This is a genomic window from Streptomyces sp. CA-179760, from assembly GCF_050937045.1.
GTDB lineage: Bacteria > Actinomycetota > Actinomycetes > Streptomycetales > Streptomycetaceae > Streptomyces.
In genome coordinates, this window is record NZ_JBNJLZ010000001.1 from 2,251,720 (window position 1) to 2,273,027 (window position 21,308).

20 protein-coding genes and 1 pseudogene are annotated in these 21,308 nt (G+C 72.5%); 14 read left to right on the forward strand and 7 right to left on the reverse strand.

The window, feature by feature from the left end; genetic code table 11:
* The first annotated feature begins 103 nt into the window (after positions 1–103).
* The 6 genes and pseudogenes from ACQEV8_RS10055 to cobC all read left to right on the forward strand — a co-directional run bounded on the left by ACQEV8_RS10055 (position 104) and on the right by cobC (position 6,850).
* Positions 104–2,131, forward strand: coding sequence for a putative cobaltochelatase (locus tag ACQEV8_RS10055; protein WP_432959137.1), 2,028 nt, complete (start codon positions 104–106; stop codon positions 2,129–2,131).
* Positions 2,131–2,730 carry a cob(I)yrinic acid a,c-diamide adenosyltransferase gene (cobO, locus tag ACQEV8_RS10060; protein WP_311124958.1) on the forward strand — a complete coding sequence of 200 codons (600 nt, stop codon included), beginning with the start codon at positions 2,131–2,133 and terminating at the stop codon, positions 2,728–2,730. The genes ACQEV8_RS10055 and cobO overlap by 1 nt, the downstream gene beginning before the upstream one ends.
* Positions 2,730–4,112: a cobyrinate a,c-diamide synthase gene (locus ACQEV8_RS10065; RefSeq protein WP_432959139.1), complete on the forward strand. Its 1,383-nt coding sequence runs from the start codon at positions 2,730–2,732 to the stop codon at positions 4,110–4,112. Before cobO ends, ACQEV8_RS10065 begins: the two co-directional genes overlap by 1 nt.
* Positions 4,109–4,921, forward strand: a pseudogene (locus ACQEV8_RS10070) (cobalamin biosynthesis protein); the annotation flags it as partial. The gene ACQEV8_RS10065 and the pseudogene ACQEV8_RS10070, both read left to right, overlap by 4 nt.
* 101 nt (positions 4,922–5,022) lie before the next feature.
* Positions 5,023–5,805 carry a sirohydrochlorin chelatase gene (locus tag ACQEV8_RS10075; RefSeq protein WP_432959141.1) on the forward strand — a complete coding sequence of 261 codons (783 nt, stop codon included), beginning with the start codon at positions 5,023–5,025 and terminating at the stop codon, positions 5,803–5,805.
* Positions 5,795–6,850 (forward strand): Rv2231c family pyridoxal phosphate-dependent protein CobC, encoded by a 1,056-nt coding sequence (gene cobC / locus ACQEV8_RS10080; RefSeq protein ID WP_432959143.1) that lies wholly within the window; start codon positions 5,795–5,797, stop codon positions 6,848–6,850. Before ACQEV8_RS10075 ends, cobC begins: the two co-directional genes overlap by 11 nt.
* 407 nt (positions 6,851–7,257) lie before the next feature.
* On the opposite strand, the gene ACQEV8_RS10085 is transcribed toward cobC, so the two are convergent.
* Both ACQEV8_RS10085 and ACQEV8_RS10090 read right to left on the reverse strand, forming a co-directional pair.
* Entirely contained in the window at positions 7,258–8,181 is a 924-nt protein-coding gene (locus ACQEV8_RS10085; protein WP_432959144.1) for an SCO1860 family LAETG-anchored protein, read from the reverse strand.
* A gap of 156 nt (positions 8,182–8,337) precedes the next feature.
* On the reverse strand, positions 8,338–9,429 hold the full coding sequence (locus ACQEV8_RS10090; RefSeq protein ID WP_432959146.1) for an amidohydrolase family protein: 1,092 nt from the start codon (positions 9,427–9,429) through the stop codon (positions 8,338–8,340).
* Positions 9,430–9,549: 120 nt separating this feature from the next.
* Between ACQEV8_RS10090 and ACQEV8_RS10095 the strand changes: the two genes are divergently transcribed.
* From ACQEV8_RS10095 to thpD, 6 genes are all read left to right on the forward strand, one after another.
* Positions 9,550–10,650 carry a pyridoxal-phosphate-dependent aminotransferase family protein gene (locus tag ACQEV8_RS10095; protein ID WP_432959148.1) on the forward strand — a complete coding sequence of 367 codons (1,101 nt, stop codon included), beginning with the start codon at positions 9,550–9,552 and terminating at the stop codon, positions 10,648–10,650.
* 263 nt (positions 10,651–10,913) lie between these two features.
* Positions 10,914–11,453: a DinB family protein gene (locus ACQEV8_RS10100; protein ID WP_432959150.1), complete on the forward strand. Its 540-nt coding sequence runs from the start codon at positions 10,914–10,916 to the stop codon at positions 11,451–11,453.
* A gap of 339 nt (positions 11,454–11,792) precedes the next feature.
* On the forward strand, positions 11,793–12,299 hold the full coding sequence (ectA, locus tag ACQEV8_RS10105; protein ID WP_432959152.1) for a diaminobutyrate acetyltransferase: 507 nt from the start codon (positions 11,793–11,795) through the stop codon (positions 12,297–12,299).
* 59 nt (positions 12,300–12,358) lie between these two features.
* Positions 12,359–13,630, forward strand: coding sequence for a diaminobutyrate--2-oxoglutarate transaminase (gene ectB, locus ACQEV8_RS10110; RefSeq protein ID WP_215122286.1), 1,272 nt, complete (start codon positions 12,359–12,361; stop codon positions 13,628–13,630).
* A 43-nt stretch (positions 13,631–13,673) separates the two neighbouring features.
* On the forward strand, positions 13,674–14,072 hold the full coding sequence (locus ACQEV8_RS10115) for an ectoine synthase (protein ID WP_184599670.1): 399 nt from the start codon (positions 13,674–13,676) through the stop codon (positions 14,070–14,072).
* Positions 14,073–14,078: 6 nt separating this feature from the next.
* The gene (thpD, locus tag ACQEV8_RS10120; protein WP_432959154.1) at positions 14,079–14,987 is read left to right on the forward strand and encodes an ectoine hydroxylase; all 909 of its coding nucleotides are present in this window, start codon (positions 14,079–14,081) and stop codon (positions 14,985–14,987) included.
* Between the two features lie 78 nt (positions 14,988–15,065).
* Here thpD and ACQEV8_RS10125 read toward each other — a convergent pair whose 3' ends face one another.
* From ACQEV8_RS10125 to ACQEV8_RS10145, 5 genes are all read right to left on the reverse strand, one after another.
* Positions 15,066–16,118 carry an aminotransferase class V-fold PLP-dependent enzyme gene (locus ACQEV8_RS10125; protein ID WP_432959156.1) on the reverse strand — a complete coding sequence of 351 codons (1,053 nt, stop codon included), beginning with the start codon at positions 16,116–16,118 and terminating at the stop codon, positions 15,066–15,068.
* A gap of 97 nt (positions 16,119–16,215) precedes the next feature.
* Positions 16,216–16,965, reverse strand: coding sequence for a DsbA family oxidoreductase (locus tag ACQEV8_RS10130; protein WP_432959158.1), 750 nt, complete (start codon positions 16,963–16,965; stop codon positions 16,216–16,218).
* Positions 16,966–17,039: 74 nt separating this feature from the next.
* Positions 17,040–17,534 carry an N-acetyltransferase family protein gene (locus tag ACQEV8_RS10135; RefSeq protein ID WP_432959159.1) on the reverse strand — a complete coding sequence of 165 codons (495 nt, stop codon included), beginning with the start codon at positions 17,532–17,534 and terminating at the stop codon, positions 17,040–17,042.
* 45 nt (positions 17,535–17,579) lie between these two features.
* Positions 17,580–18,188 carry a DUF1349 domain-containing protein gene (locus tag ACQEV8_RS10140; RefSeq protein ID WP_432959160.1) on the reverse strand — a complete coding sequence of 203 codons (609 nt, stop codon included), beginning with the start codon at positions 18,186–18,188 and terminating at the stop codon, positions 17,580–17,582.
* Between the two features lie 123 nt (positions 18,189–18,311).
* Positions 18,312–19,841 carry an aldehyde dehydrogenase (NADP(+)) gene (locus tag ACQEV8_RS10145; protein ID WP_432959162.1) on the reverse strand — a complete coding sequence of 510 codons (1,530 nt, stop codon included), beginning with the start codon at positions 19,839–19,841 and terminating at the stop codon, positions 18,312–18,314.
* Positions 19,842–19,991: 150 nt separating this feature from the next.
* On the opposite strand from ACQEV8_RS10145, the gene ACQEV8_RS10150 reads away from it, so the two are divergent.
* A complete protein-coding gene (locus ACQEV8_RS10150) occupies positions 19,992–20,765 on the forward strand; it encodes an IclR family transcriptional regulator (RefSeq protein WP_193480774.1) in 774 nt (257 codons plus the stop codon).
* Positions 20,766–20,768: 3 nt separating this feature from the next.
* A complete protein-coding gene (locus tag ACQEV8_RS10155; protein WP_432959164.1) occupies positions 20,769–21,239 on the forward strand; it encodes a GNAT family N-acetyltransferase in 471 nt (156 codons plus the stop codon).
* Positions 21,240–21,308 lie beyond the last annotated feature (69 nt).

Consider the following 21,308-nt stretch of genomic DNA (forward strand, 5'->3'; position numbering starts at 1 on the left):
GCACGGCGACCGCGAGCCACCTGAGACGCTGGGACGGCTGCCTGATCCATCCTCGACCCGACATCCATCCGCAACTCGAAGGCGACTTGGAGGACGACGAAAAGTGACCACCCCCTTTCCGTTCACGGCCGTGGTCGGCCAGGACGATCTGCGGCTCGCGCTGCTGCTGAACGCCGTGTCACCGGCGGTCGGCGGTGTGCTGGTGCGCGGCGAGAAGGGCACGGCCAAGTCGACGGCCGTGCGGGCGCTGTCGGCGCTCATGCCGGAGGTGGACGTCGTCTCCGAGTGCCGCTTCTCCTGCGACCCCGGCTCGCCCGACCCCGGCTGCCCGGACGGACCGCACGAGCCCGGGGGCTTCGCCTCCCGGCCGGCCCGCATGGTCGAGCTGCCCGTCGGCGCCTCCGAGGACCGGCTGGTGGGCGCGCTGGACATCGAACGGGCGCTGTCCGAGGGCGTGAAGGCCTTCGAGCCCGGCCTGCTCGCCGACGCGCACCGCGGCATCCTCTACGTCGACGAGGTCAACCTCCTCCACGACCACCTGGTCGACCTGCTGCTGGACGCGGCCGCGATGGGCGCCTCGTACGTGGAACGCGAGGGCGTCTCCGTGCGACACGCCGCCCGCTTCCTGCTCGTCGGCACCATGAACCCCGAAGAGGGCGAGCTGCGGCCGCAGTTGCTCGACCGGTTCGGGCTGACCGTCGAGGTCGCGGCCTCGCGGGAGCCCGAGCAGCGGGTCGAGGTCGTGCGACGGCGGCTGGCGTACGACGACGACCCGGCCGCCTTCGCCGCCCGCTGGGCCGAGGAGGAGGCCGACGTACGGGCCCGGATCGTGGCCGCGAAGAAGCTGTTGCCGTCGGTGCGGCTGGGCGACGACGCGCTGCGGCAGATCGCGGCGACCTGTGCGGCCTTCGAGGTGGACGGCATGCGCGCCGACATCGTGATGGCCCGGACCGCTACGGCGCTTGCGGCCTGGGCCGGGCGTACGGACGTGCTCGCCGAGGACGTACGGCAGGCCGCGCTGCTCGCGCTGCCGCACCGCCGGCGCCGCAACCCCTTCGACGCGCCGGGCCTCGATGAGGACAAGCTGGACGAGACCCTGGAGGAGTTCTCCGGGGACGATGACCCGGACCCTGACCCGGACCTCGACCCGGACCCGGACTCGGGGCCGGACGGGCCGGGCGGGGGCGGTGGACAGCCGGCCCCCGACGACGGGCCCCGGGGCGGTGACCAGGAGGCCCGGCCGGAGGCCGAACAGGACGGACAGCCGCAGCCGCAGCCTTCGGGAGCCGGCGAACAGTCGGCCGCGCGCGCTTCCGAACCGTTCCGGACCAAGGTGCTGAGCGTGCCCGGACTCGGCGAGGGTGCCGCCGGGCGGCGTTCGCGGGCCCGGACCGAGCACGGGCGGACCACGGGCGCCCGGCGTCCGAAGGGCTCCCTCACCAAGCTGCACCTGGCGGCGACCGTGCAGGCCGCGGCCCCGCACCAGCGGGCGCGCGGGCGGTCCGGTCCTGGGCTCGTGGTGCGCCGCGACGACCTGCGGCAGGCCTCCCGCGAGGGCCGCGAGGGCAACCTCGTGCTGTTCGTCGTGGACGCCTCCGGGTCGATGGCGGCGCGGCAGCGGATGAGCGCCGTGAAGGGGGCCGTGCTGTCGCTGCTGCTGGACGCGTACCAACGGCGGGACAAGGTGGGTCTGGTGACCTTCCGGGGGTCGGGCGCGGAGGTCGCGCTGCCGCCGACCTCGTCCGTGGACGCGGCGGCGGCCCGGCTGGAGTCGCTGCCGACCGGCGGTCGTACGCCGCTGTCGGCCGGGCTGCTGCGCGCGCACGATGTGCTGCGGGTGGAGCGGCTGCGCGATCCCGCGCGGCGGCCGCTGGTCGTGGTGGTGACGGACGGACGGGCCACCGGGGGGCCGGAGCCGGTCGCCCTGGCCGGGCGGGCGGCGCGGCTGTTCGCGGCCGAGGGCGTCGCGTCCGTCGTCGTGGACTGCGAGTCGGGTCCGGTGCGGCTGGGGCTCGCCGGGCAGCTCGCGGGCGAGCTGGGCGGGACCGCGGTGACGCTGGACGAGCTGCGGGCCGACTCGATCGCCGGGCTGGTCAAGGATGTGCAGGGCACTTCGAGGAGGGCCGCTTAATGCCGCAGGGACAACCGAGTGTCGTTCCGGACGACGGTCTGACGACCCGACAGCGCCGGAACCGGCCGCTCGTCTTCGTGCACACGGGCGTCGGCAAGGGCAAGTCCACCGCCGCCTTCGGGCTCGCGCTGCGGGCCTGGAACCAGGGGTGGCCCATCGGGGTGTTCCAGTTCGTCAAGTCGGCGAAGTGGAAGGTCGGCGAGGAGAACGCGCTGCGCGTGCTCGGGGCGTCCGGTGAGGGCGGGTCCGTCGACTGGCACAAGATGGGCGAGGGCTGGTCGTGGGTGCAGCGCGACGGGCAGATGGACAACGAGGAGAAGGCCCGGGAGGGCTGGGAGCAGGTCAAGCGGGACCTGGCGGCGGAGACGTACAAGCTGTATGTGCTGGACGAGTTCGCCTACCCGCTGCACTGGGGCTGGATCGACACCGACGAGGTCGTGGAGGTGCTGCGGAACCGGCCCGGGACCCAGCATGTCGTGATCACCGGGCGGAACGCGCCCGAGAAGCTCGTCGACTTCGCGGACCTCGTGACCGACATGTCCAAGGTCAAGCACCCCATGGACACCGGTCAGAAGGGGCAGAGGGGCATCGAGTGGTGATGTCCTCTTCCGTCCCCCGGCTGGTGGTCGCCGCGCCTGCTTCCGGCAGCGGCAAGACCACCGTCGCCACGGGGCTGATGGCCGCGTTCGCCGCGCGGGGACTCGCCGTGTCCCCGCACAAGGTCGGGCCGGACTACATCGACCCCGGGTATCACGCGCTCGCGAGCGGGCGCCTGGGACGGAACCTCGACGCCTATCTGTGCGGGCCGGAGCTGGTCGGGCCGTTGTTCCTGCACGGGGCGCGGGGGTGTGACATCGCCGTCGTCGAGGGCGTGATGGGGCTGTTCGACGGGGCGGCCGGTGAGGGCGAGCTGGCGTCCACGGCTCATGTCGCCAAGCTGCTGCGGGCACCGGTGGTGCTGGTCGTCGACGCGTCGTCGCAGTCCCGGTCGGTGGCGGCGCTGGTGCACGGGTTCACCTCCTGGGATCCGGAGGTGCGGGTCGGGGGCGTGATCCTCAACAAGGTCGCGTCGGACCGGCACGAGTGGCTGCTGCGGGAGGCCATGGAGCAGGTCGGGGTGCCGGTGCTCGGGGTGCTGCGTCGGGCGCCGCAGGTGGACACGCCGTCCCGGCATCTGGGGCTGGTGCCGGTCGCCGAGCGGCGCGAGGAGGCGGTCGCCGCCGTCGCCGCCATGGCCCAGCAGGTCTCCGAGGGGTGCGACCTGGACGCGTTGATGCGGCTGGCCCGGGGCGCGGGCGCCCTGTCCTGCGCGGCCTGGGACGCGGCCGAGGCGGTCTCCTCAGCCGGCCACCGGCCGACGCGGTCGCACGACAGACCCCGGCCACGGGTCGCCGTGGCCGGCGGTGAGGCGTTCACCTTCTCCTACGCCGAGCACACCGAGCTGCTCACCGCCGCCGGTGCCGACGTCGTGCCCTTCGATCCCCTGCGGGACGAGGAACTGCCCGAAGGAACGAGCGGGCTGGTGATCGGGGGTGGGTTCCCGGAGGTGTACGTCTCCGAGCTGTCGGCCAATGAACCCCTGCGCAAGGCCGTCGCCGGCCTGGCCGAGAGCGGCGCTCCGGTAGCCGCCGAGTGCGCGGGGCTGCTGTATCTGTGCCGGGAGCTGGACGGGCAGCCGATGTGCGGGGTGCTGGACGCCGGGGCGCGGATGACGCGGCGGCTCACCCTGGGGTACCGGGACGCCGTGGCGGTCGGCGACAGTGTGCTCGCGGCGGCGGGGACACGGATGCGGGGTCACGAATTCCACCGCACCGCCGTGGAGCCCGGCTCGGGGCCCGATCCCGCCTGGGGGTTCCGGACCCCGGAGCGGCGGGTCGAGGGGTTCGTACGGCGCGGTGTGCACGCGAGTTATCTGCACACGCACTGGGCGTCCGAGCCGGGTGCCGTCCTCCGGTTCGTGGAGAGGTGCCGGACGTCATGAGCGGCACGCTGGTCGGCGTCGGGGTCGGGCCCGGTGACCCGGAGCTGGTGACGGTGCGGGGCGTGAACGCCCTGCGGGAGGCGGACGTCGTCGTCGTGCCCGTGCCGGACACCGGGGAGCGCGGGCGGGCCGAGGCGACCGTGCTGCACTACGTGCCCGAGGAGAAGGTCGTCCGGGTCGTGCTCGCGCCGGCCGGGGACCGGGTGGCCCGGCTGCTGGGGAATCGCTGCCGCGTCGCCTTCGCGGCCGTCGGCGACCCCCATGAGGACTCCGCCTTCGCGCACCTCGCGCGGACCGTCGCCGAGTCGGTGCCGGGAGTGGCGGTGGAGACCGTGCCCGGCATCACCGCCCTGCGGGACTTCGAGGCCCGGCCGGGCGTGGTGGCGGGGCCGTCGCTGGTCGTCGGGGTCGGAGCGTCGCGGGGTGCCCCCGTCGAGGAGGTGCTCGGGCTCGTCGAGGACACCCTGCGGGAGGCCGGGCTGTCCACGGCGTCCGTCGCCGAGCTCGCCACCTTCGACGCCAAGGCCGGGGAGCCGGGCGTGGCCGAGGCCGCGCGGCTGCTCGGAGTGCCCCTGGTGACGTACTCCGCCGGGGAGCTGGCGGAGGTCGGGGTGCCGAACCCGTCCGACGCGCCGCTCGCCGCCGTCGGCACCCCGTCGGTGGCCGAGGCCGCCGCGCTCGCCGGCGGAGGTGAACTCCTCGTCCCCAAGCGCAAGTCGGCCGCGAGCCCGGCGAGGGCGACCTGTGCCGTCGTCCGGCGGCCGGGGCCCGGACGGCTCGCTGTGGACGGGCTCCGGACCGGTGCCCGCCCGGACACCTCACACGACATCGGGACCGCCGCGGCGGGCATCGCGTACCCTGCCGCGCTCAACGTACCGCCGTATCACCCCCCTTCCGCCGAGGAGCACCTGTGACGACCCCGCCCGCCCTGCTCATCGCCGGCCAAGGCACCCGTGACGACACCGGATCCGAGGCGTTCCGCGCGTTCGTACGGGAGCTGGGGGCCCGGCGCCCCGAACTGCCCGTGGCGGGCGGCTTCGTCGAGCAGTCGCGGCCGCCGCTGGGCGAGGCCGTCACCGAGCTGGTCGAGCGGGGCGTACGGCACTTCACCGCCGTTCCGCTGACGCTGGTGCCCGCCGGGCACGCCCAGGGCGGCTTCCGGGCGGCCCTGGCCCGTGAGCAGGAGCGGCACCCCGGGATCTCGTACACGTACGGGCCCCCGCTCGGCCCGCACCCCGCGCTGCTGGACGTGCTGGAACGGCGGCTGAACGAGGCACTGGGCGGCACCGCCGGGCGCAGACCGGGTGACCGGGCCGATGTGACGGTGCTGCTGGTGGGGCCCGGGTCCACGGACCCGGACGCCAACGCCGAGGTGCACAGGGCGGCGCGGCTGCTGTGGGAGGGCCGCGGGTACGCGGGAGTGGAGACGGCGTTCGCCTCGCTGGCGGCGCCTGACGTGCCGAACGGGCTCGACCGGTGTGTGCGGCTCGGGGCCCGGCGGATCGTGGTCCTGCCGTACTTCCTGTTCACCGGCGTCCAGCCGGACCGGGTGCGGCAGCAGACGGAGGGCTGGACGGAGGCGCACCCCGAGGTCGACGTGCGCTCGGCCGGCGTCATCGGTCCGGAGCCGGAGCTGCTGGACCTGGTGTGGGAACGCTACGAAGAGACCGTCCGGGGCCACCGTGCGCACTGAGAGCGGGCACGATCTGCGCCACCACGGGGACGCGGAGGTCCGGGACGACGGCGGCTCGCTCGTCGATCTGGCCGTGAACGTCCGGGCCGGCACTCCCCCGGTGTGGCTGCGGGAGCACATCGCCGCGTCGCTGGGCGGGCTCGCGGCCTACCCCGACGGGCGGGCCGCACGCGCGGCGGTGGCGGAGCGGCACGGATTGCCGGCGGAGCGGGTGCTGCTGACGGCGGGCGCGGCGGAGGCGTTCGTGCTGCTGGCGCGGGCGCTGAAGGTGCGGCGGCCGGTCGTCGTCCACCCGCAGTTCACGGAGCCGGAGGCGGCGCTGCGGGACGCGGGGCACACGGTCGGCCGGGTGCTGCTGCGCGCGGCGGACGGCTTCCGGCTGGACCCGGCGGCCGTCCCCGAGGACGCGGACCTGGTGGTGATCGGCAATCCCACGAACCCGACGTCGGTGCTGCATCCGGCGGAGACGATCGCCGGGCTCGCCCGTCCCGGGCGGGTGCTGGTGGTGGACGAGGCGTTCATGGACGCGGTGCCGGGCGAGCGCGAGGCCCTCGCGGGCCGCGTCGACGTCCCCGGCCTGGTGGTGCTGCGCAGCCTGACCAAGACCTGGGGGCTGGCCGGGCTGCGCATCGGGTACGTGCTGGCGGCGCCCGAGACCGTCGAGGACCTGGAGCGGGCGCAGCCGCTGTGGCCGGTGTCGACACCGGCACTGGCCGCGGCGCGGGCGTGCGTGGGTCCCCGGGGCGTGGCCGAGGCGGCCCACGCCGCCCATCGCGTCGCGGCGGACCGCGCCCACCTGGTGGCGGGTCTCGCGCGGTTCGCCGAGGCCGGGGTGCGGGTGGTGGAGCCGGCGGAGGGCCCGTTCCTCCTGATCCGCCTGCCGCACGCGGCGGCCGTGCGCCGGCGCCTGCGCGACCTCGGCTACGCCGTGCGCCGCGGCGACACGTTCCCCGGCCTGGACGAGGAGTGGCTGCGGCTGGCGGTACGGGACCGGACGACGACGGACGGGTTCCTGCGGGCGCTGGAACGTGCGGTGGCCGGCTGAGGGCTCACGGTAGCCGCCCGTGGCCGCCCCACGACGGACAGGCTCCGGGAGCGTGCGGTGACGGGCTGACAGCGCTTTGTGCGCGCCCTGTCCGGGCTTCCCTGCAGGCGTTCGGCCCGCCCGTCGGGCTCGTCGGGGTGCCCCGACGAGCGCCCCGCACGGGTGGCGGTGGCGGCACGGCAAAGGCGCTCCGGTGGAGCTGGGCTGCTGTCGACGGCACCGGCGGAGGCGTTCGTGCTGTCTGCGGCACCGGCGGGCGGCTGCCCGACCGGGGCGGCCCCCGTTGTCTCCGCGCCGGTCGGTGTGCCGTGTGCGGCCCGGGCGGGTCGGCGGGGCAGCGCGTGACCGGGTCCTGCCGTCCTCGTGGCACGGTCTCCCGCCCCGCCTGGCGCCCCGTCGGCCAGAGGTCAGCCCCGGCGTCGTGCCAGGGCCACCGCTCCCCCGCCCACGGCGAGCAGGGCGATCGCACCGCCCATGACGTAGGGGGTCGTCGAGCTGCCGCCCGTCTCGGCCAGGCCCTCCTCGGCGGGTGCGCCCTGCGGCTCGATCGCGGCGGGGGCGTCGGACGGCTCGGCGGAGAGGTCGGCCGGTGGCTGTGCGGCGGGTGCGGCCTCAGGTGTCTCGCAGGTCGCCTCGGCCAGGGTGAGCGTGCCGTTCACCTCGGCCACGTTCAGCTTCAACGGGTTGACGGCCACCTTGAGTTCGAGGGCGGTGGCGGCAGCCGTCCGGGACGTCGTCCGCGTCTGGGAGAGGTCCAGGCGTACGTCGCCGACGCCCGGCACCTCGACGTCCGTCGGGCCGTCGGCGGTCAGGGTGACGCGCTTGCCGAGCACGGTCACCGAGCCGGGCAGGCCGGTCGTGGCGACCGGCTTCTTCCCGGCCTCGCAGACGGCCTTCGCGGTGATCTGCTCGATCTCGATGACCGACAGCAGCGGCAGGCCGGGGACATGGACGCGGGCGCGGGCCAGGGTGGTGCTGCCCTCGGCCTTCGTGGCGGTCGCGGTGGCTCTCGCCTCGGCCACGTCCGCGCGCAGCACGCTGAAGGGCTTTCCGCCGTTCACCCCGTCCAGGCGGGCGGTCAGCGCGGTCTTACCGGCGCTCCGCGGGGCCTGGACCTCGTTGAGAGAGACGGCGAGCGGGGCCACGACCGACTTGTTCAGCAGGGAGACATCGAGGCCGGTGCGCAGGACGGCGGCGCTCGCGCGGCCGTGGTCGCCGGTGGCGTGCGCCGGGCTCACACCGGTCAGTGCCACGGGCCCTGCGGCGAGGGCCGTGGCCGTCGCCACGGTCGCCAGACGGCGTGCGGGCATGCGGCAGGAAGTGCTGTTCACGGCGGGGACTCCTGGAGTGACAGGCTCGGGACCCGGAAAGAATCGCGCACCCGGCGTAGGGCGTCAGCGATCTGACGCCTCTTCACTCCAACATGGCGATACCGTGGAAGTTTTCGAATCCCTCGGTACAGGCGTTCCCTCGTGTCACCCGCTCGGCTACCCGACCACGCGCCCGTTCAGCACCACCCGGCGCGGCGCCGCCAGAACGCGTACGTCCGCCCGCGGGTCCTGGTCGTAGACGACCAGGTCGGCCGGGGCGCCCTCGTCCAGGCCGGGGCGGCCGAGCCAGGTGCGGGCCGTCCAGGTTCCGGCCGCCAGGGCGTCGAGGGGCGGGATTCCGGCGGTGACCAGTTCGGCGACCTCGGCCGCCGCCAGGCCGTGGGCGAGGGTGCCGCCGGCGTCGGTGCCGACGAAGACGGGGATGCCGGCGTCCCAGGCGCCCCGGACGGTGTCGTAGCGGCGTTCGTGAAGCCGGCGCATATGGGCCGACCAGCGCGGGAACCGGGACTCGCCGCCGTCGGCGAGCTGCGGGAAGGTCGCGATGTTGACCAGGGTCGGCACGATGGCGACGCCTCGTTCGGCGAACAGCGGGATGAGGTCCTCGGTCAGGCCCGTCGCGTGCTCGACGCAGTCGATGCCCGCCTCGACGAGGTCCCGCAGGGAGTCCTTGGCGAAGCAGTGCGCGGTGACGCGGGCGCCCAGGCGGTGCGCCTCGGCGATCGCCGCCTCCACCGCGCCGCGGGGCCAGCAGGCAGACAGATCGCCGAGGTCGCGGTCGATCCAGTCGCCGACCAGCTTGACCCAGCCGTCGCCCCGCCGGGCCTCCTGGGCGACGTAGGCGACCAGGTCCTCCGGCTCGATCTCCCAGGCGTAGTCGCGGATGTAGCGGCGGGTGCGGGCGATGTGCCGCCCGGCTCGGATGATCTTCGGCAGGTCCTCGCGGTCGTCGACCCAGCGGGTGTCGGAGGGCGAGCCCGCGTCGCGGATCAGCAGCGTGCCCGCGTCCCGGTCGGTCAGGGCCTGCTTCTCGGCGACGTCCTGGGGGACCGCGCCGTGCCGGTCGAGTCCCACGTGGCAGTGCGCGTCGACCAGGCCGGGCAGGGTCCAGCCCTTGACGGTGCGGATGTCGCGGGCGCCGGCGGGACGGTCGTAGGAGACACGGCCGTCCACCACCCACAGTTCGTCGCGGACGTCCTCGGGCCCGACGAGCACCCGACCCTTCACGTGCAGCACCGTGCGATCGCTCATGCACCGCACCCTAATGAGCCGGTGACCTCGGCTGCGAGGGGGCACGTACCCGCCGGTTACCCTCGATGCCGTCGGCCCCGGGCAGATGGCGCCCGCCCCGTGAATGAAGAGAGCCCCACCGTGACGCACCCGTTTCTGGACCTGGCCCCGCTCGGCGCGGACCGCTTCGCCGCGATCGAGGACCGTGTGGCGCGGCTGCTGAGCACCGACCAGGACGTCGTGATCATGCAGGGCGAGGCACTGCTGCCGCTGGAGGGCGCGATCCGAGCCGCGGCCGGTCCGGGTACGACGGCGCTGAACGTGATCACGGGCCCGTACGGGCAGACCTTCGGCGACTGGCTGCGGGACTGCGGCGCCACGGTGGTCGACCTGGCGGTGCCCTTCCACACGGCGGTCACGGCCGAGCAGATCCGGCAGGCCTTCGCCGAGCACCCGGAGATCGACTTCGTGTCCCTGGTGCACGCGGAGGCGGCGACCGGCAACACCAACCCGGTCGCGGAGATCGGCGAGGTGGTGCGGGCGCACGGAGCGCTGTTCTACCTGGACGCGGTGGCGTCGATCGGTGCCGAGCCGGTGCTGACGGACGCGTGGGGCGTGGACCTGTGCGTGATCGGGGCGCAGAAGGCGATGGGCGGTCCCGCCGGTGTCTCGGCGGTGTCGGTGAGCGAGCGGGCCTGGGCCCGGATGGCGGCGAACCCGCGGGCGCCGCGCCGGTCGTACCTGTCGCTCCTCGACTGGAAGGAGCGGTGGATCGACGGCGGCCGCAAGGCACTGCCGCATGCTCCGGCGCAGCTGGAGATGCTGGGGCTCGAGGCGTGCGTGGAGCGGATCGAGGCGGCGGGGCTGGACACCGTGATGGCCCGGCACGCCTCCGCCGCGGCGGCCACGCGGGCCGGGGCGGTCGCGCTCGCCGGCGGCCTGGAGCCGTATGTGTACGACGCCCGGGACGCGGCGCCCGTCGCCACGACGCTCCGGGCGCCGTCCGGGGTGGTGGCGGCGGAGCTGGTGGCCAGGGCGCTGTCGTCGGATCCCGCCTTGCCGGTCGCCGCCGGCGGGGGTGCGCTGGCCAAGGAGATGATCCGGGTCAACCACTACGGGGCGGATGCGACACGGGGGGCTGTGCGGGCGAGCTTGGCGGCGTTGGGGGTGGCTCTCTCCGAGCAGGGGCTGCGGGTGGATGTGGAGGGGGCGCTGCGGGCTGTGGAGGGGGCGTGGCGGTAGTTCGCCGGGGGCGTGGCCGTAGTCGGGTCGGGGGCTGAGGCTTTCGGCTCTTCGCCCCCGCCGCCCTTTCCCGTCCCTGCCTCCAGGGGCTCCGCCCCTTCGACCCCGCTGGGGGCTGCGCCCCCAAACCCCCGCTTCGGCCTGAACGGCCTCGTCCTCGAGCGCCGGACGGGCTGAGTGAGGCCGGTCGGCCGAGAGAGGCACCGGCCGTCGTCAGCGGGACGGCACACCCCGTTGTCGGTGCCGCGTGCCATGCTCCCCGCATGACCACCGACACACCTGCCGACCGCCCGCTGGCCCTCCCCGACGGCCGTCCCGTGCCGCACCTCAGCGGTGACGAGCGGGCCATGCTCGAGAGCTGGCTGGACTTCCACCGGGCCACCCTGGCGCTGAAGTGCGCGGGTCTTGACGACGCGCAGGTGCGGACACCGTCCGCCGAGCCGTCCGCGCTGACGCTGCTGGGGCTGGTGCAGCATCTCGCGGAGGTCGAGCGGAACTGGTTCCAGCGGGTGACGGCCGGTCTCGACGTGCCGCCGCTGTTCGAGGACCCGACCGGATACACGCTGGATCCGGAGCGGGGCCTCGACGAGTCGCTGGGGATCTGGCGGCGGGAGACCGCGCGCGGGCGGGAGCTGTGCGCGGGCCTGCCGCTGGACCACGTCGGGCGGGTCGCCGAGGGGCCGGTCCCGGGGATGGAGGTCAGTCTGCGCTGGGTGCTGATTCACATGATCGAGGAGTACGCCCGGCACAACGGTCACGCCGATCTCCTGCGAGAACGCATCGACGGAGTGACCGGAGCCTGAATTGCACGCGCATTGCGCTACATCCCGGATGTAAGCTGGCGCACAATTAAGAATTCATCAGGGAACAGCTTCCCGTATTCTTCTGCCCGCTTTCCTCGGTCCTAAACCCAGAGATTTTGGGGACACTCGGCGAGGAAATTCGGGCAGATCTCGTGGGGATTACATGGCTGTGACGCGTTACACACTGTGACCGCTTCGCCCCTTATTTCCGGGACAATACCAGACATCTCGCTCCTCCGACACCCAAAGACTCGCGCCCGCGCGATAACACAGACATGGCTCATACGTAACCCCGACTGGCGATGCGATTTTGAATTTCTCTGGGTAAATTCAATTGGCATGACTGCCGTACAAGCGGACCCGCAAATCGACCGACCCACCGTGGCCGACGGAGCCGCGCTGTGGCGGATGGCGAAGGACTCCAAGGTCCTGGACCTGAACTCGTCCTACAGCTATCTGCTGTGGTGCCGCGACTTCGCGGCCACGTCGGCCGTGGCGCGTGACGAGCACGGCGAGCCGATGGGCTTCGTCACCGGGTACGTGCGGCTGGACAGCCCGCAGACCCTGCTGGTCTGGCAGGTGGCCGTGGACGAGGCGCACCGCGGGCGCGGGCTGGCCGCCACGCTGCTCGACGGTCTGGTCGCCCGGACCGTGGCCGAGCGCGGCGTGACGACCGTGGAGACCACCATCACTCCGGGCAACGCCGCCTCGGAGCGCCTGTTCACATCGTTCGCCGAGCGTCACGGCGCCCGGCTGGAGCGCGAGGTGCTCTTCGACACGGCCGTGTTCCCCGACGGGCCGCACGACCCCGAGGTCCTGTACCGCATCGGTCCGCTGCCCCACTGAGACTTCCCGCCCCATCCCACTCCCGCAGACTTCCCCCACGTACCGAGGAGCGATTCGTCGTGACCATCACCCAGCCCGACCTGAGTGTCTTCGAGACCGTTGAGTCCGAGGTGCGCAGCTACTGCCGCGGCTGGCCCACCGTCTTCGACCGCGCCGTGGGCAGCCGTATGTACGACGAGGACGGCCATGAGTACCTCGACTTCTTCGCCGGAGCCGGGTCACTGAACTACGGGCACAACAACCCGGTCCTGAAACGCGCCCTGATCGACTACCTGGAGCGTGACGGCGTCACGCACGGGCTCGACATGTCGACCACCGCCAAGCGCACGTTCCTGGAGGCCTTCCAGAACCTGCTGCTGCGGCCGCGCGATCTGCCGTACAAGGTCATGTTCCCCGGCCCGACCGGCACCAACGCCGTGGAGGCCGCGCTGAAGCTGGCGCGGAAGGTGAAGGGGCGCGAGTCGATCGTGTCCTTCACCAACGCCTTCCACGGCATGTCGCTGGGCTCGCTGGCCGTGACCGGCAACGCCTTCAAGCGGGCCGGCGCCGGTATCCCGCTGGTGCACGGCACGCCCATGCCGTTCGACAACTACTTCGACGGCACCGTCGAGGACTTCCTGTGGTTCGAGCGGCTGCTGGAGGACCAGGGCTCCGGCCTCAACAAGCCGGCCGCCGTGATCGTCGAGACCGTGCAGGGCGAGGGCGGCATCAACGTGGCCCGGCCCGAGTGGCTGCGCGCCCTGTCCGAGCTGTGCGAGCGGCAGGACATGCTGCTGATCGTCGACGACATCCAGATGGGCTGCGGCCGTACCGGCGCCTTCTTCTCCTTCGAGGAGGCGGGCATCGTGCCGGACATCGTCACCGTCTCGAAGTCCATCAGCGGCTACGGCATGCCCATGTCGCTGTGCCTGTTCAAGCCGGAGCTCGACGTCTGGGAGCCCGGCGAGCACAACGGCACGTTCCGCGGCAACAACCCCGCGTTCGTCACGGCCACCGCGACGCTGGAGACGTACTGGGCCGACGGCTCCGCGATGGAGAAGCAGACCCGCAAGCGCGGCGAGCAGGTCGAGCAGGCGCTGATCTCCATCACCGAGGAGAACCTGGCCGACGTGAAGGAGTACCGGGGCCGCGGCCTGGTGTGGGGCCTGGAGTTCCACGACAAGGAGCGCGCCAACAAGGTCGCCAAGCGCGCCTTCGAGCTGGGGCTCCTGATCGAGACGTCCGGTCCCGAGAGCGAGGTCGTCAAGATGCTCCCCGCCCTCACCATCACCCCCGAAGAGCTGGACGAGGGCCTGCGCACGCTCGCCCGCGCCGTCCGAGAGACCGCCTGACACACCAACCGAGCATCACTCACCTAGGAGGCATCGCAGCACCGTGATTGTCCGTTCGTTCAAGGAGATCGAAGGTACCGACCGGCATGTGAAGTCGGCGTCCGGTACGTGGGAGAGCAAACGCATCGTCCTCGCCAAGGAGAAGGTCGGCTTCTCCCTGCATGAGACGGTCCTGTACGCGGGTACGGAGACGTCGATGTGGTACGCGAACCACATCGAGGCCGTTGTCTGCGTGGAGGGTGAGGCCGAGCTGACCGACCACGAGACCGGAAAGTCGTACACGATCACGCCCGGCACCATGTACCTCCTGGACGGGCACGAGAAGCACACGCTGCGGATCAAGCAGGACTTCCGCTGCCTCTGCGTCTTCAACCCGCCTGTCACCGGACGGGAGGACCACGACGAGAACGGCGTATACCCGCTGCTCACCGAGGAGGTGTGACGCTTCATGACCGCCACCTACGACACCACCACCGGTATGCCGGACCTCTATCCGAGTCGTGGCGCCGCCGAGGTGCTGACGCCGCGCCAGGATCCGGTCGTCTGGGGCGCGCCCGACGCCCCGGGCCCGGTGGCGCCGGCCGACCTGTTGTCGTTCGAGCGTGACGGCTTCCTCGCCATCGACGAGCTGATCACCGACGACGAGGTCGCCGTCTACCGGAACGAGCTGAACCGGCTGGTGCACGACCCGGACATGCGGGCCGACGAGCGGTCGATCGTCGAGCCGCAGTCCAAGGAGATCCGCACGGTCTTCGAAGTGCACAAGATCAGTGAGGTGTTCGCCAGGCTGGTGCGCGACGAGCGGGTCGTCGGCCGGGCGCGGCAGATCCTCGGCTCGGACGTCTACGTCCACCAGTCGCGGATCAACGTCAAGCCGGGCTTCGGGGCCAGTGGCTTCTACTGGCACTCGGACTTCGAGACGTGGCACGCCGAGGACGGTCTGCCGCGGATGCGCACGGTGTCGGTCTCGATCGCGCTGACCGAGAACTACGACACCAACGGCGGACTCATGATCATGCCGGGGTCGCACAAGACGTTCCTCGGGTGCTCGGGTGAGACGCCGAAGGACAACTACAAGAAGTCGCTGCAGATGCAGGACGCGGGCACGCCCTCCGACGAGGCGCTGAGCCAGCTGGCCTCGCAGCACGGCATCAAGTTGTTCACGGGCAAGGCCGGTTCGGCGACCTGGTTCGACTGCAACGCCATGCACGGTTCCGGCGACAACATCACGCCGTTCCCGCGCAGCAACGTGTTCATCGTGTTCAACAGCGTGGAGAACACGGCGGTCGAGCCGTTCGCGGCGCCGGTCCGGCGTCCCGAGTTCATCGGCGCCCGGGAGTTCACGCCGGTGCGGTGACGCCGGTGCGGTGACGCCCCTTTGAGCACCGGGCCGGGCCTCCTCGTGTGGGACGGGAGGTCCGGCCCGGTCATGTCCTCAGCCGGACAGGACGTCCAGGAGCCGGTCGACGTCCGCCGGTGTGTTGTAGAGGTGGAACGCGGCCCGCAGATTACCGGCCCGGTCGGACACCTCGATGCCCGCCCTGCTCAGCTCGCCCTGCCGGTGGCCGAGCCCCGGCACGGACACGATCGCCGAGCCCGGCGCGGCCACCGGCACATGGCCCAGTCCGTCGAGCCCGGCGCGGAAGCGGTCCGCGAGCGCGACATCGTGGGCGTACACGGCGTCGACGCCGAGTTCCTCGATCAGCGCCAGTGAGGCGCGCAGCCCGGCGTAGGTGAACAGGGCCGGGCTGATGTCGAACCGCCGTGCGGACCGGGCGAGTTGCTCGACGGGGCCGTAGCAGCTGTCCCAGGGGACCTCACCGGCGACCCAGCCGGCCAGCAGCGGGGTGAGCCCTCCGAAGTCCTGCGGGACGACGAAGAACGACGCCCCATGCGGACCCAAGAGCCATTTGAAGCCGACGGCGGCGAGGAAGTCGTCGGCGTCGGCCGCCATCGGCAGCCAGCCCGCGGACTGGGAGGCGTCGACATAGGTGCGGGCCCCGTGCACCCGGGCCGCCTCGCGCACGGCCGGCAGATCGGCGAGCCGGCCGTCGGCGGACTGGACGCTGCTGACCGCGACGAGCGCGGTGCCGGGGCGGACGGACTCGGCGAGGCGCTCCAGGGGCACGGCGCGCACCTTGAGGTCGCCGCGCACGTGGAACGGGTTCACCAGGGAGGCGAAGTCGCCCTCGGCCGTGAGGACTTCGGCGCCTGCGGGCAGCGAGGCGGCGATCAGAGCGCCGTACTCGGCGACCGAGGCGCCGGTCGCGACGCGCTCGGCCGGCACCCCGGCCAGCCGGGCGAAGGACGCGCGGGCGGCCTCCACCTCCTCGTACAGGGGACCCAGGGGCGTGCCCTCGGCACGCATCCCCACCGCCCGGTGCAGGGCGGTGACGGTACGGGCGGGCAGGAGCCCGTTGCTCGCGGTGTTGAGGTAGGTGTGCTTCGGGGTGAACTCGGCGCGGACGAGGTTCTCGAAGGTCTCCATGGGACCACTCTGCGTCCCCGGGGAACCCCCCGTCCATTGCCGATAACTGCGTGATGTCGCTAAGAAACGCTTATGGATACACCCTGACCTGCGGTTTTCAGTGCTGGGGCACCGCACAGCCGTCCGGACCACACGCGTCCGCGCCGTCGGTGTCTCCGCCGTCTCCGCCATCTCGGCCATCTCCGCCGTCGACGATCTTCAGCGGCGCGGGCTCGCCGAACGCCTGCGTCAGGGCCTGGGTGAAGACCTCGGCGGGCTGGGCTCCGGAGACGCCGTACTTGCGGTCGAGCACGAAGAACGGCACCCCGTTCGCGCCGAGCTGCGCGGCCTCCCGCTCGTCGGCTCGGACCTCGGCCGCGTACGCCTCCGGGTCGGCGAGCACCGCGCGGACGGCGTCCGCGTCGAGCCCGGCGGCCACGGCCAGCTCCACGAGCCGCTCGTCCGCGCCGAAGACCGAGCGCTCCTCGGCGAAGTTGGCCCGGTACAGCGCGTCGAGCAGCCGCTCCTGGCGGCCGTGCTCCTTGGCGAGGTGGAGCAGCCGGTGCATGTCGAAGGTGCTGCCGTGGTCGCGGCCCCGGGTGCGGTAGTCCAGCCCCTCGGCGGCGGCCTGCGCGCCCAGATTGTCCTCACCGGCCTCGGCCTGCGCGGCGCTCATGCCGTACTTCCTGGTGAGCATCGTGATCACCGGCTGGATGTCGTCCTTGGCGCGGCCCGGGTCCAGCTCGAAGGAGCGGTGCACGACCTCGACCTCGTCACGGTGCGGGAAGTCCCGCAGCGCCTTCTCGAAGCGGGCCTTGCCCACGTAGCACCAGGGGCAGGCGATGTCGCTCCAGATCTCGACGCGCATGTCTCGGCTCTCTCCAGCTCGTACGGGTACGGAGACTCCCTCCGTCGAGTGCATGAACGTTCAAGCAGGAGGCTTCATTCCCCGGGCAGGGCGAACCGCATCCGCAGATGATGATCGCCCTGCCCGGCCGGCTCCGGCACCCATCCCTGGCGCCGGTAGAACCCCTGCGCCCGCCGGTTGTCCATGTGCACGTCCAGGGCGGCCGTCCGCTTGCCGTCGGCCTGCCACTCCGCCACGCAGGCGGTGTGCAGGGCCGCCCCGACACCGCGGCGCCAGTGCTCGGGGTCGACGTGGAACTGGAACAGCTTCACCGTGTCCGCCGGCGAACTTTCGGGAGTGCGGAAGGAGGCCAGGCCGATGACGCGGCCCGCCTCCACGACGCACAGCACGCGGCCGTCCGGCCGTGCGACAGCGCTGCGCCAGGAGGCGGTCCAGTCGGTGCCGTCCTGCGGCAGCCCGTCGGGGTAGTACGTCGCCCGGGCCCGCGCGTGCAGCGCGACGATCTCCGCCACCTCGGCGGGCAGCACGGTACGGATCACACGGCCTGGGGTCAGTCGGTCCCTGATCATGGAACGGAGGACGTACCCGGCCGGGCGCCGGTTCCCCCGCGGGGCTCAGCTGCCGTCCCGCAGGTCCTTCGGCCAGTTCGGGCGGAACTCGATGTGGTCGTACGTCACCACGCAGCCCTCTCCCATCGGGGACTGGGTCATGAAGCCGACCAGGGCCGCGCCCGTCTCCTTCTCCTCGCCCAGGGTGAAGAGGCGGACGAAGGTCCAGTGTTCACCGTCGCGGGAGGCGTGGAAGCCGAAGGCCCGGCCGGTGCGGCTGACCCGCAGCCAGACGGAACTGCCGCCCACGGTGAAGGAGTTGGCGTCGTCGGAGTGGCCCCGGGTGACTACCGTGCAGACGGTGGGGACGTCCGGGGAGTACTCCAGGCAGAGCTTCGCCCAGGCCCGCTCCCCGACGTGCACGTAGAGCACGCCCGCGTCGAAGGCCGCACCGAACCCGACGGTGACCCGGGCGATCAGCTGGAAGTCCCCTTCGGGCGCCCCGAGCAGTCGGGGCGCGTCGGCGGCGGGGTCCAGCCCTTCACCGGTGGGCGGCACGAACCGATCCTGCCTGGGCCCGGCCCACCCGGAGAGCACACCGTCCTCATAAGACCAGTGACCGTCAGGCCCATACGTACGCAGACCGAAAGGAAGTTCGGAGAGTTCCAGATCCATCCAACCAACTCTTCCAGGTCCGCCCCTCAGGGGCGCGGGACTGTGCCAATTTGCGGCTCCGCCGCGTGGGCGCGACAAGCCACAACGAACCGGCAGACCGCAGCTGACCGCGCCCCTCCGGCGCTACCGCTCCAAACGCCCGTTGAACCTACGCGGGAGCCCCAGCGGGTTCTCGTCCCGCAACTCCGCGGGCAGCAACGCAGACGGCGCGTTCTGATACGCCACCGGCCGCAGCCACCGCTCGATGGCCGTGCCGCCGACCGACGTGGACGTGGAGGTCGTGGCCGGGTACGGGCCGCCGTGGTGCTGCGCGGGTGCGACCGCGACCCCCGTCGGCCAGCCGTTCACGAGGACGCGACCGGCCAGCGGCGTCAGGTCCGCGAGGATCTCCGCCCCGCGGCCCTCCCCCGCGGCCTCCTCCTCGGAGAGCTGCACCGTCGCCGTGAGATTCCCCGGCAGCCGCGACAGCACCGCCTTCACCTCGGCGTCGTCCTCATAGCGGGCCACCACGGTGACCGGCCCGAAGCACTCCTCCAGGAGCAGGTCGTGCTCGCCCTCCGCGGCCAGCCTGCTCGCCGGGACGGTGAGGAAGCCCGCGCTGACGGTGTGGTCGCCGCCCGAGCCGGGCGTGACCGGGGACTCCACGTCGGACAGCCGCGCGCGCTCGGCGACACCGGCGACGAAGTTGTCGCGCATGCGGTGGTCGAGCAGGACCCCGGCGTCGGTGTCGCTGACGGCGTCGGTCAGGGACTTCAGCAGCGCGTCACCGGCGGCGCCGGCGGGGGCGAGTACAAGGCCCGGCTTCACACAGAACTGGCCGACGCCCAGCGTCATCGACCCGGCGAGGCCCGCGCCGATCGCCTCGGCGCGCTCGGCGGCCGCGGCCTCGGTGACGACGACGGGGTTCAGGGAGCCCAGTTCGCCGTGGAAGGGGATCGGAACGGGGCGGGCGGCCGCCGCGTCGAAGAGGGCCCGGCCACCGCGTACGGACCCGGTGAAGCCGGCCGCCGCGACCAGCGGGTGCTTGATCAGCTCGACGCCCGCCTCGAAGCCGTGCACCAGCCCGACGACACCCTCGGGGATGCCGTGCCGGGCGGCGGCCCGGCGCAGCACCACGGCGACGTACTCGGACAGGGCCGGGTGGTCCGGGTGGGCCTTGACGACGACCGGGCAGCCGGCCGCGAGGGCGCTCGCGGTGTCGCCGCCCGCGACCGAGAAGGCGAAGGGGAAGTTCGACGCCGAGTAGACGGCGACGACGCCCAGCGACACCTTGTAGCGGCGCAGGTCCGGGATCGGCGGGGTCGCGGTGTCGTCGGGGTGGTTGATGACGACGTCGAGGAAGGCGCCCTCGTCGACTATGTCGGCGAAGGCCCGCAGCTGGAAGCAGGTGCGGGTGAGTTCGCCGGTCAGCCGGACCGGGCCGAGCGCGGACTCGGCGTCGGCGGTCTCGACGAGACCGTCCTTGGCCGCCTGCAACTCGTCGGCGGCCGTGCGCAGGAAGGCCGAGCGGACGGCGCGGTCGGCGAGCGCGCCCCGCGCCTCGTCCGCGGCCCGGACGGCGGCGTCCACCTCCTGGGCTGTGGCCTCCACCGCAACCTGCTCGCGCTGCTTCCCGGTTCGGGGGTCGACACTCCAGACTGGTGCTGCTGCCACCGCGGATCCCTCCACATTCGTTGCCGCATGCAATGCCGCAGTATGTACGTCATCACCAGGGATGTTCGATATACTGAACGCTGTCTCTGATGATGAATGCTGTCGGAGACTATAACTCCAGCATCTCGTCGAACGAAGGGGTCACAGGCGATGTCGGCAGGCGAGACAGGCGGCGGTGCGCAGGTCAAGAGCGCGGTGCGGACCGTGGAACTGCTGGAGTACTTCGCGGGCCGGCCCGGTATGCACTCCCTGGCGGCGGTCCAGGAGGCCGTCGGGTATCCCAAGTCCAGCCTGTACATGCTGCTGCGCACCCTGGTCGAGCTGGGCTGGGTGGAGACGGACGCGACGGGCACGCGGTACGGCATCGGCGTCCGGGCCCTGCTGGTCGGCACGTCGTACATCGACGGCGACGAGGTGGTCGCGTCGGCCCGCCCGACGCTGGACCGGCTCTCGGACGACACCACGGAGACGATCCACCTGGCCCGGCTGGACGGCACGAACGTCGTCTACCTCGCCACCCGCCAGTCGCAGCACTATCTGCGCCCCTTCACCCGGGTCGGCCGCCGGCTCCCCGCGCACTCCACGTCCCTCGGCAAGGCGCTGCTGAGCACGTACTCGGACGAGCAGGTCCGCAAGATGCTCCCGGAGACGCTGCCCGCGCTGACCGAGCACACGATCACCGACCGGGAGAAGCTCATCGAGGAGCTGCGCCAGGTGCGGGAGCAGGGCTTCGCCGTGGACCGCGAGGAGAACACGCTGGGGCTGCGCTGCTTCGGCGTGGCGATCCCGTACCGCACTCCGGCGCGGGACGCGATCAGCTGCTCGGTGCCGGTGGCCCGGCTCACGCCGGCGCACGAACAGCTGGTGAAGGACGCGCTGTTCGACGCGCGGGACCGGCTGACACTGGCCACCCGTAGGCTCTGAGGCATGAATGTCGAGCTGCGTACGGTCCACGACAGCGATCTGCCGGTCTTCTACCGGCAGATGAACGACCCCGAGGCGCTGCACATAGCGGCCTTCACTCCCAAGGACCCGGCCGACCGGGACGCCTTCGACGCCCACTGGGCCAAGATCCTCTCCTCGTCCGCCGTCGTCCGCACGGTGCTGGCCGACGGCGATGTGGTCGGCAGCACGGCGGTGTACGGGGAGCCGGGCGAGCGCGAGGTCACGTACTGGATCGACCGCGCGTACTGGGGGAAGGGCATCGCGACCGAGGCGCTGCGGGCGCTGGTGGCGGAGGTGGACGACCGTCCTCTCTACGCGCGGGCGGCTTCGGACAACGTGGGGTCGCTGCGCGTCCTGGAGAAATGCGGGTTCCGTGCCGTGGCGACGGCCACGGGGTACGCCCAGGCCCGGGACGCCGAGATCGACGAGACGGTGCTGCTCCTGGAGGGCTGAGAAGCCTCCCTGTGGTCTCCCCCGTCCGGCGGAGGCGGATCGTCACTGTTGAGGACGTGCCGTCCGCCT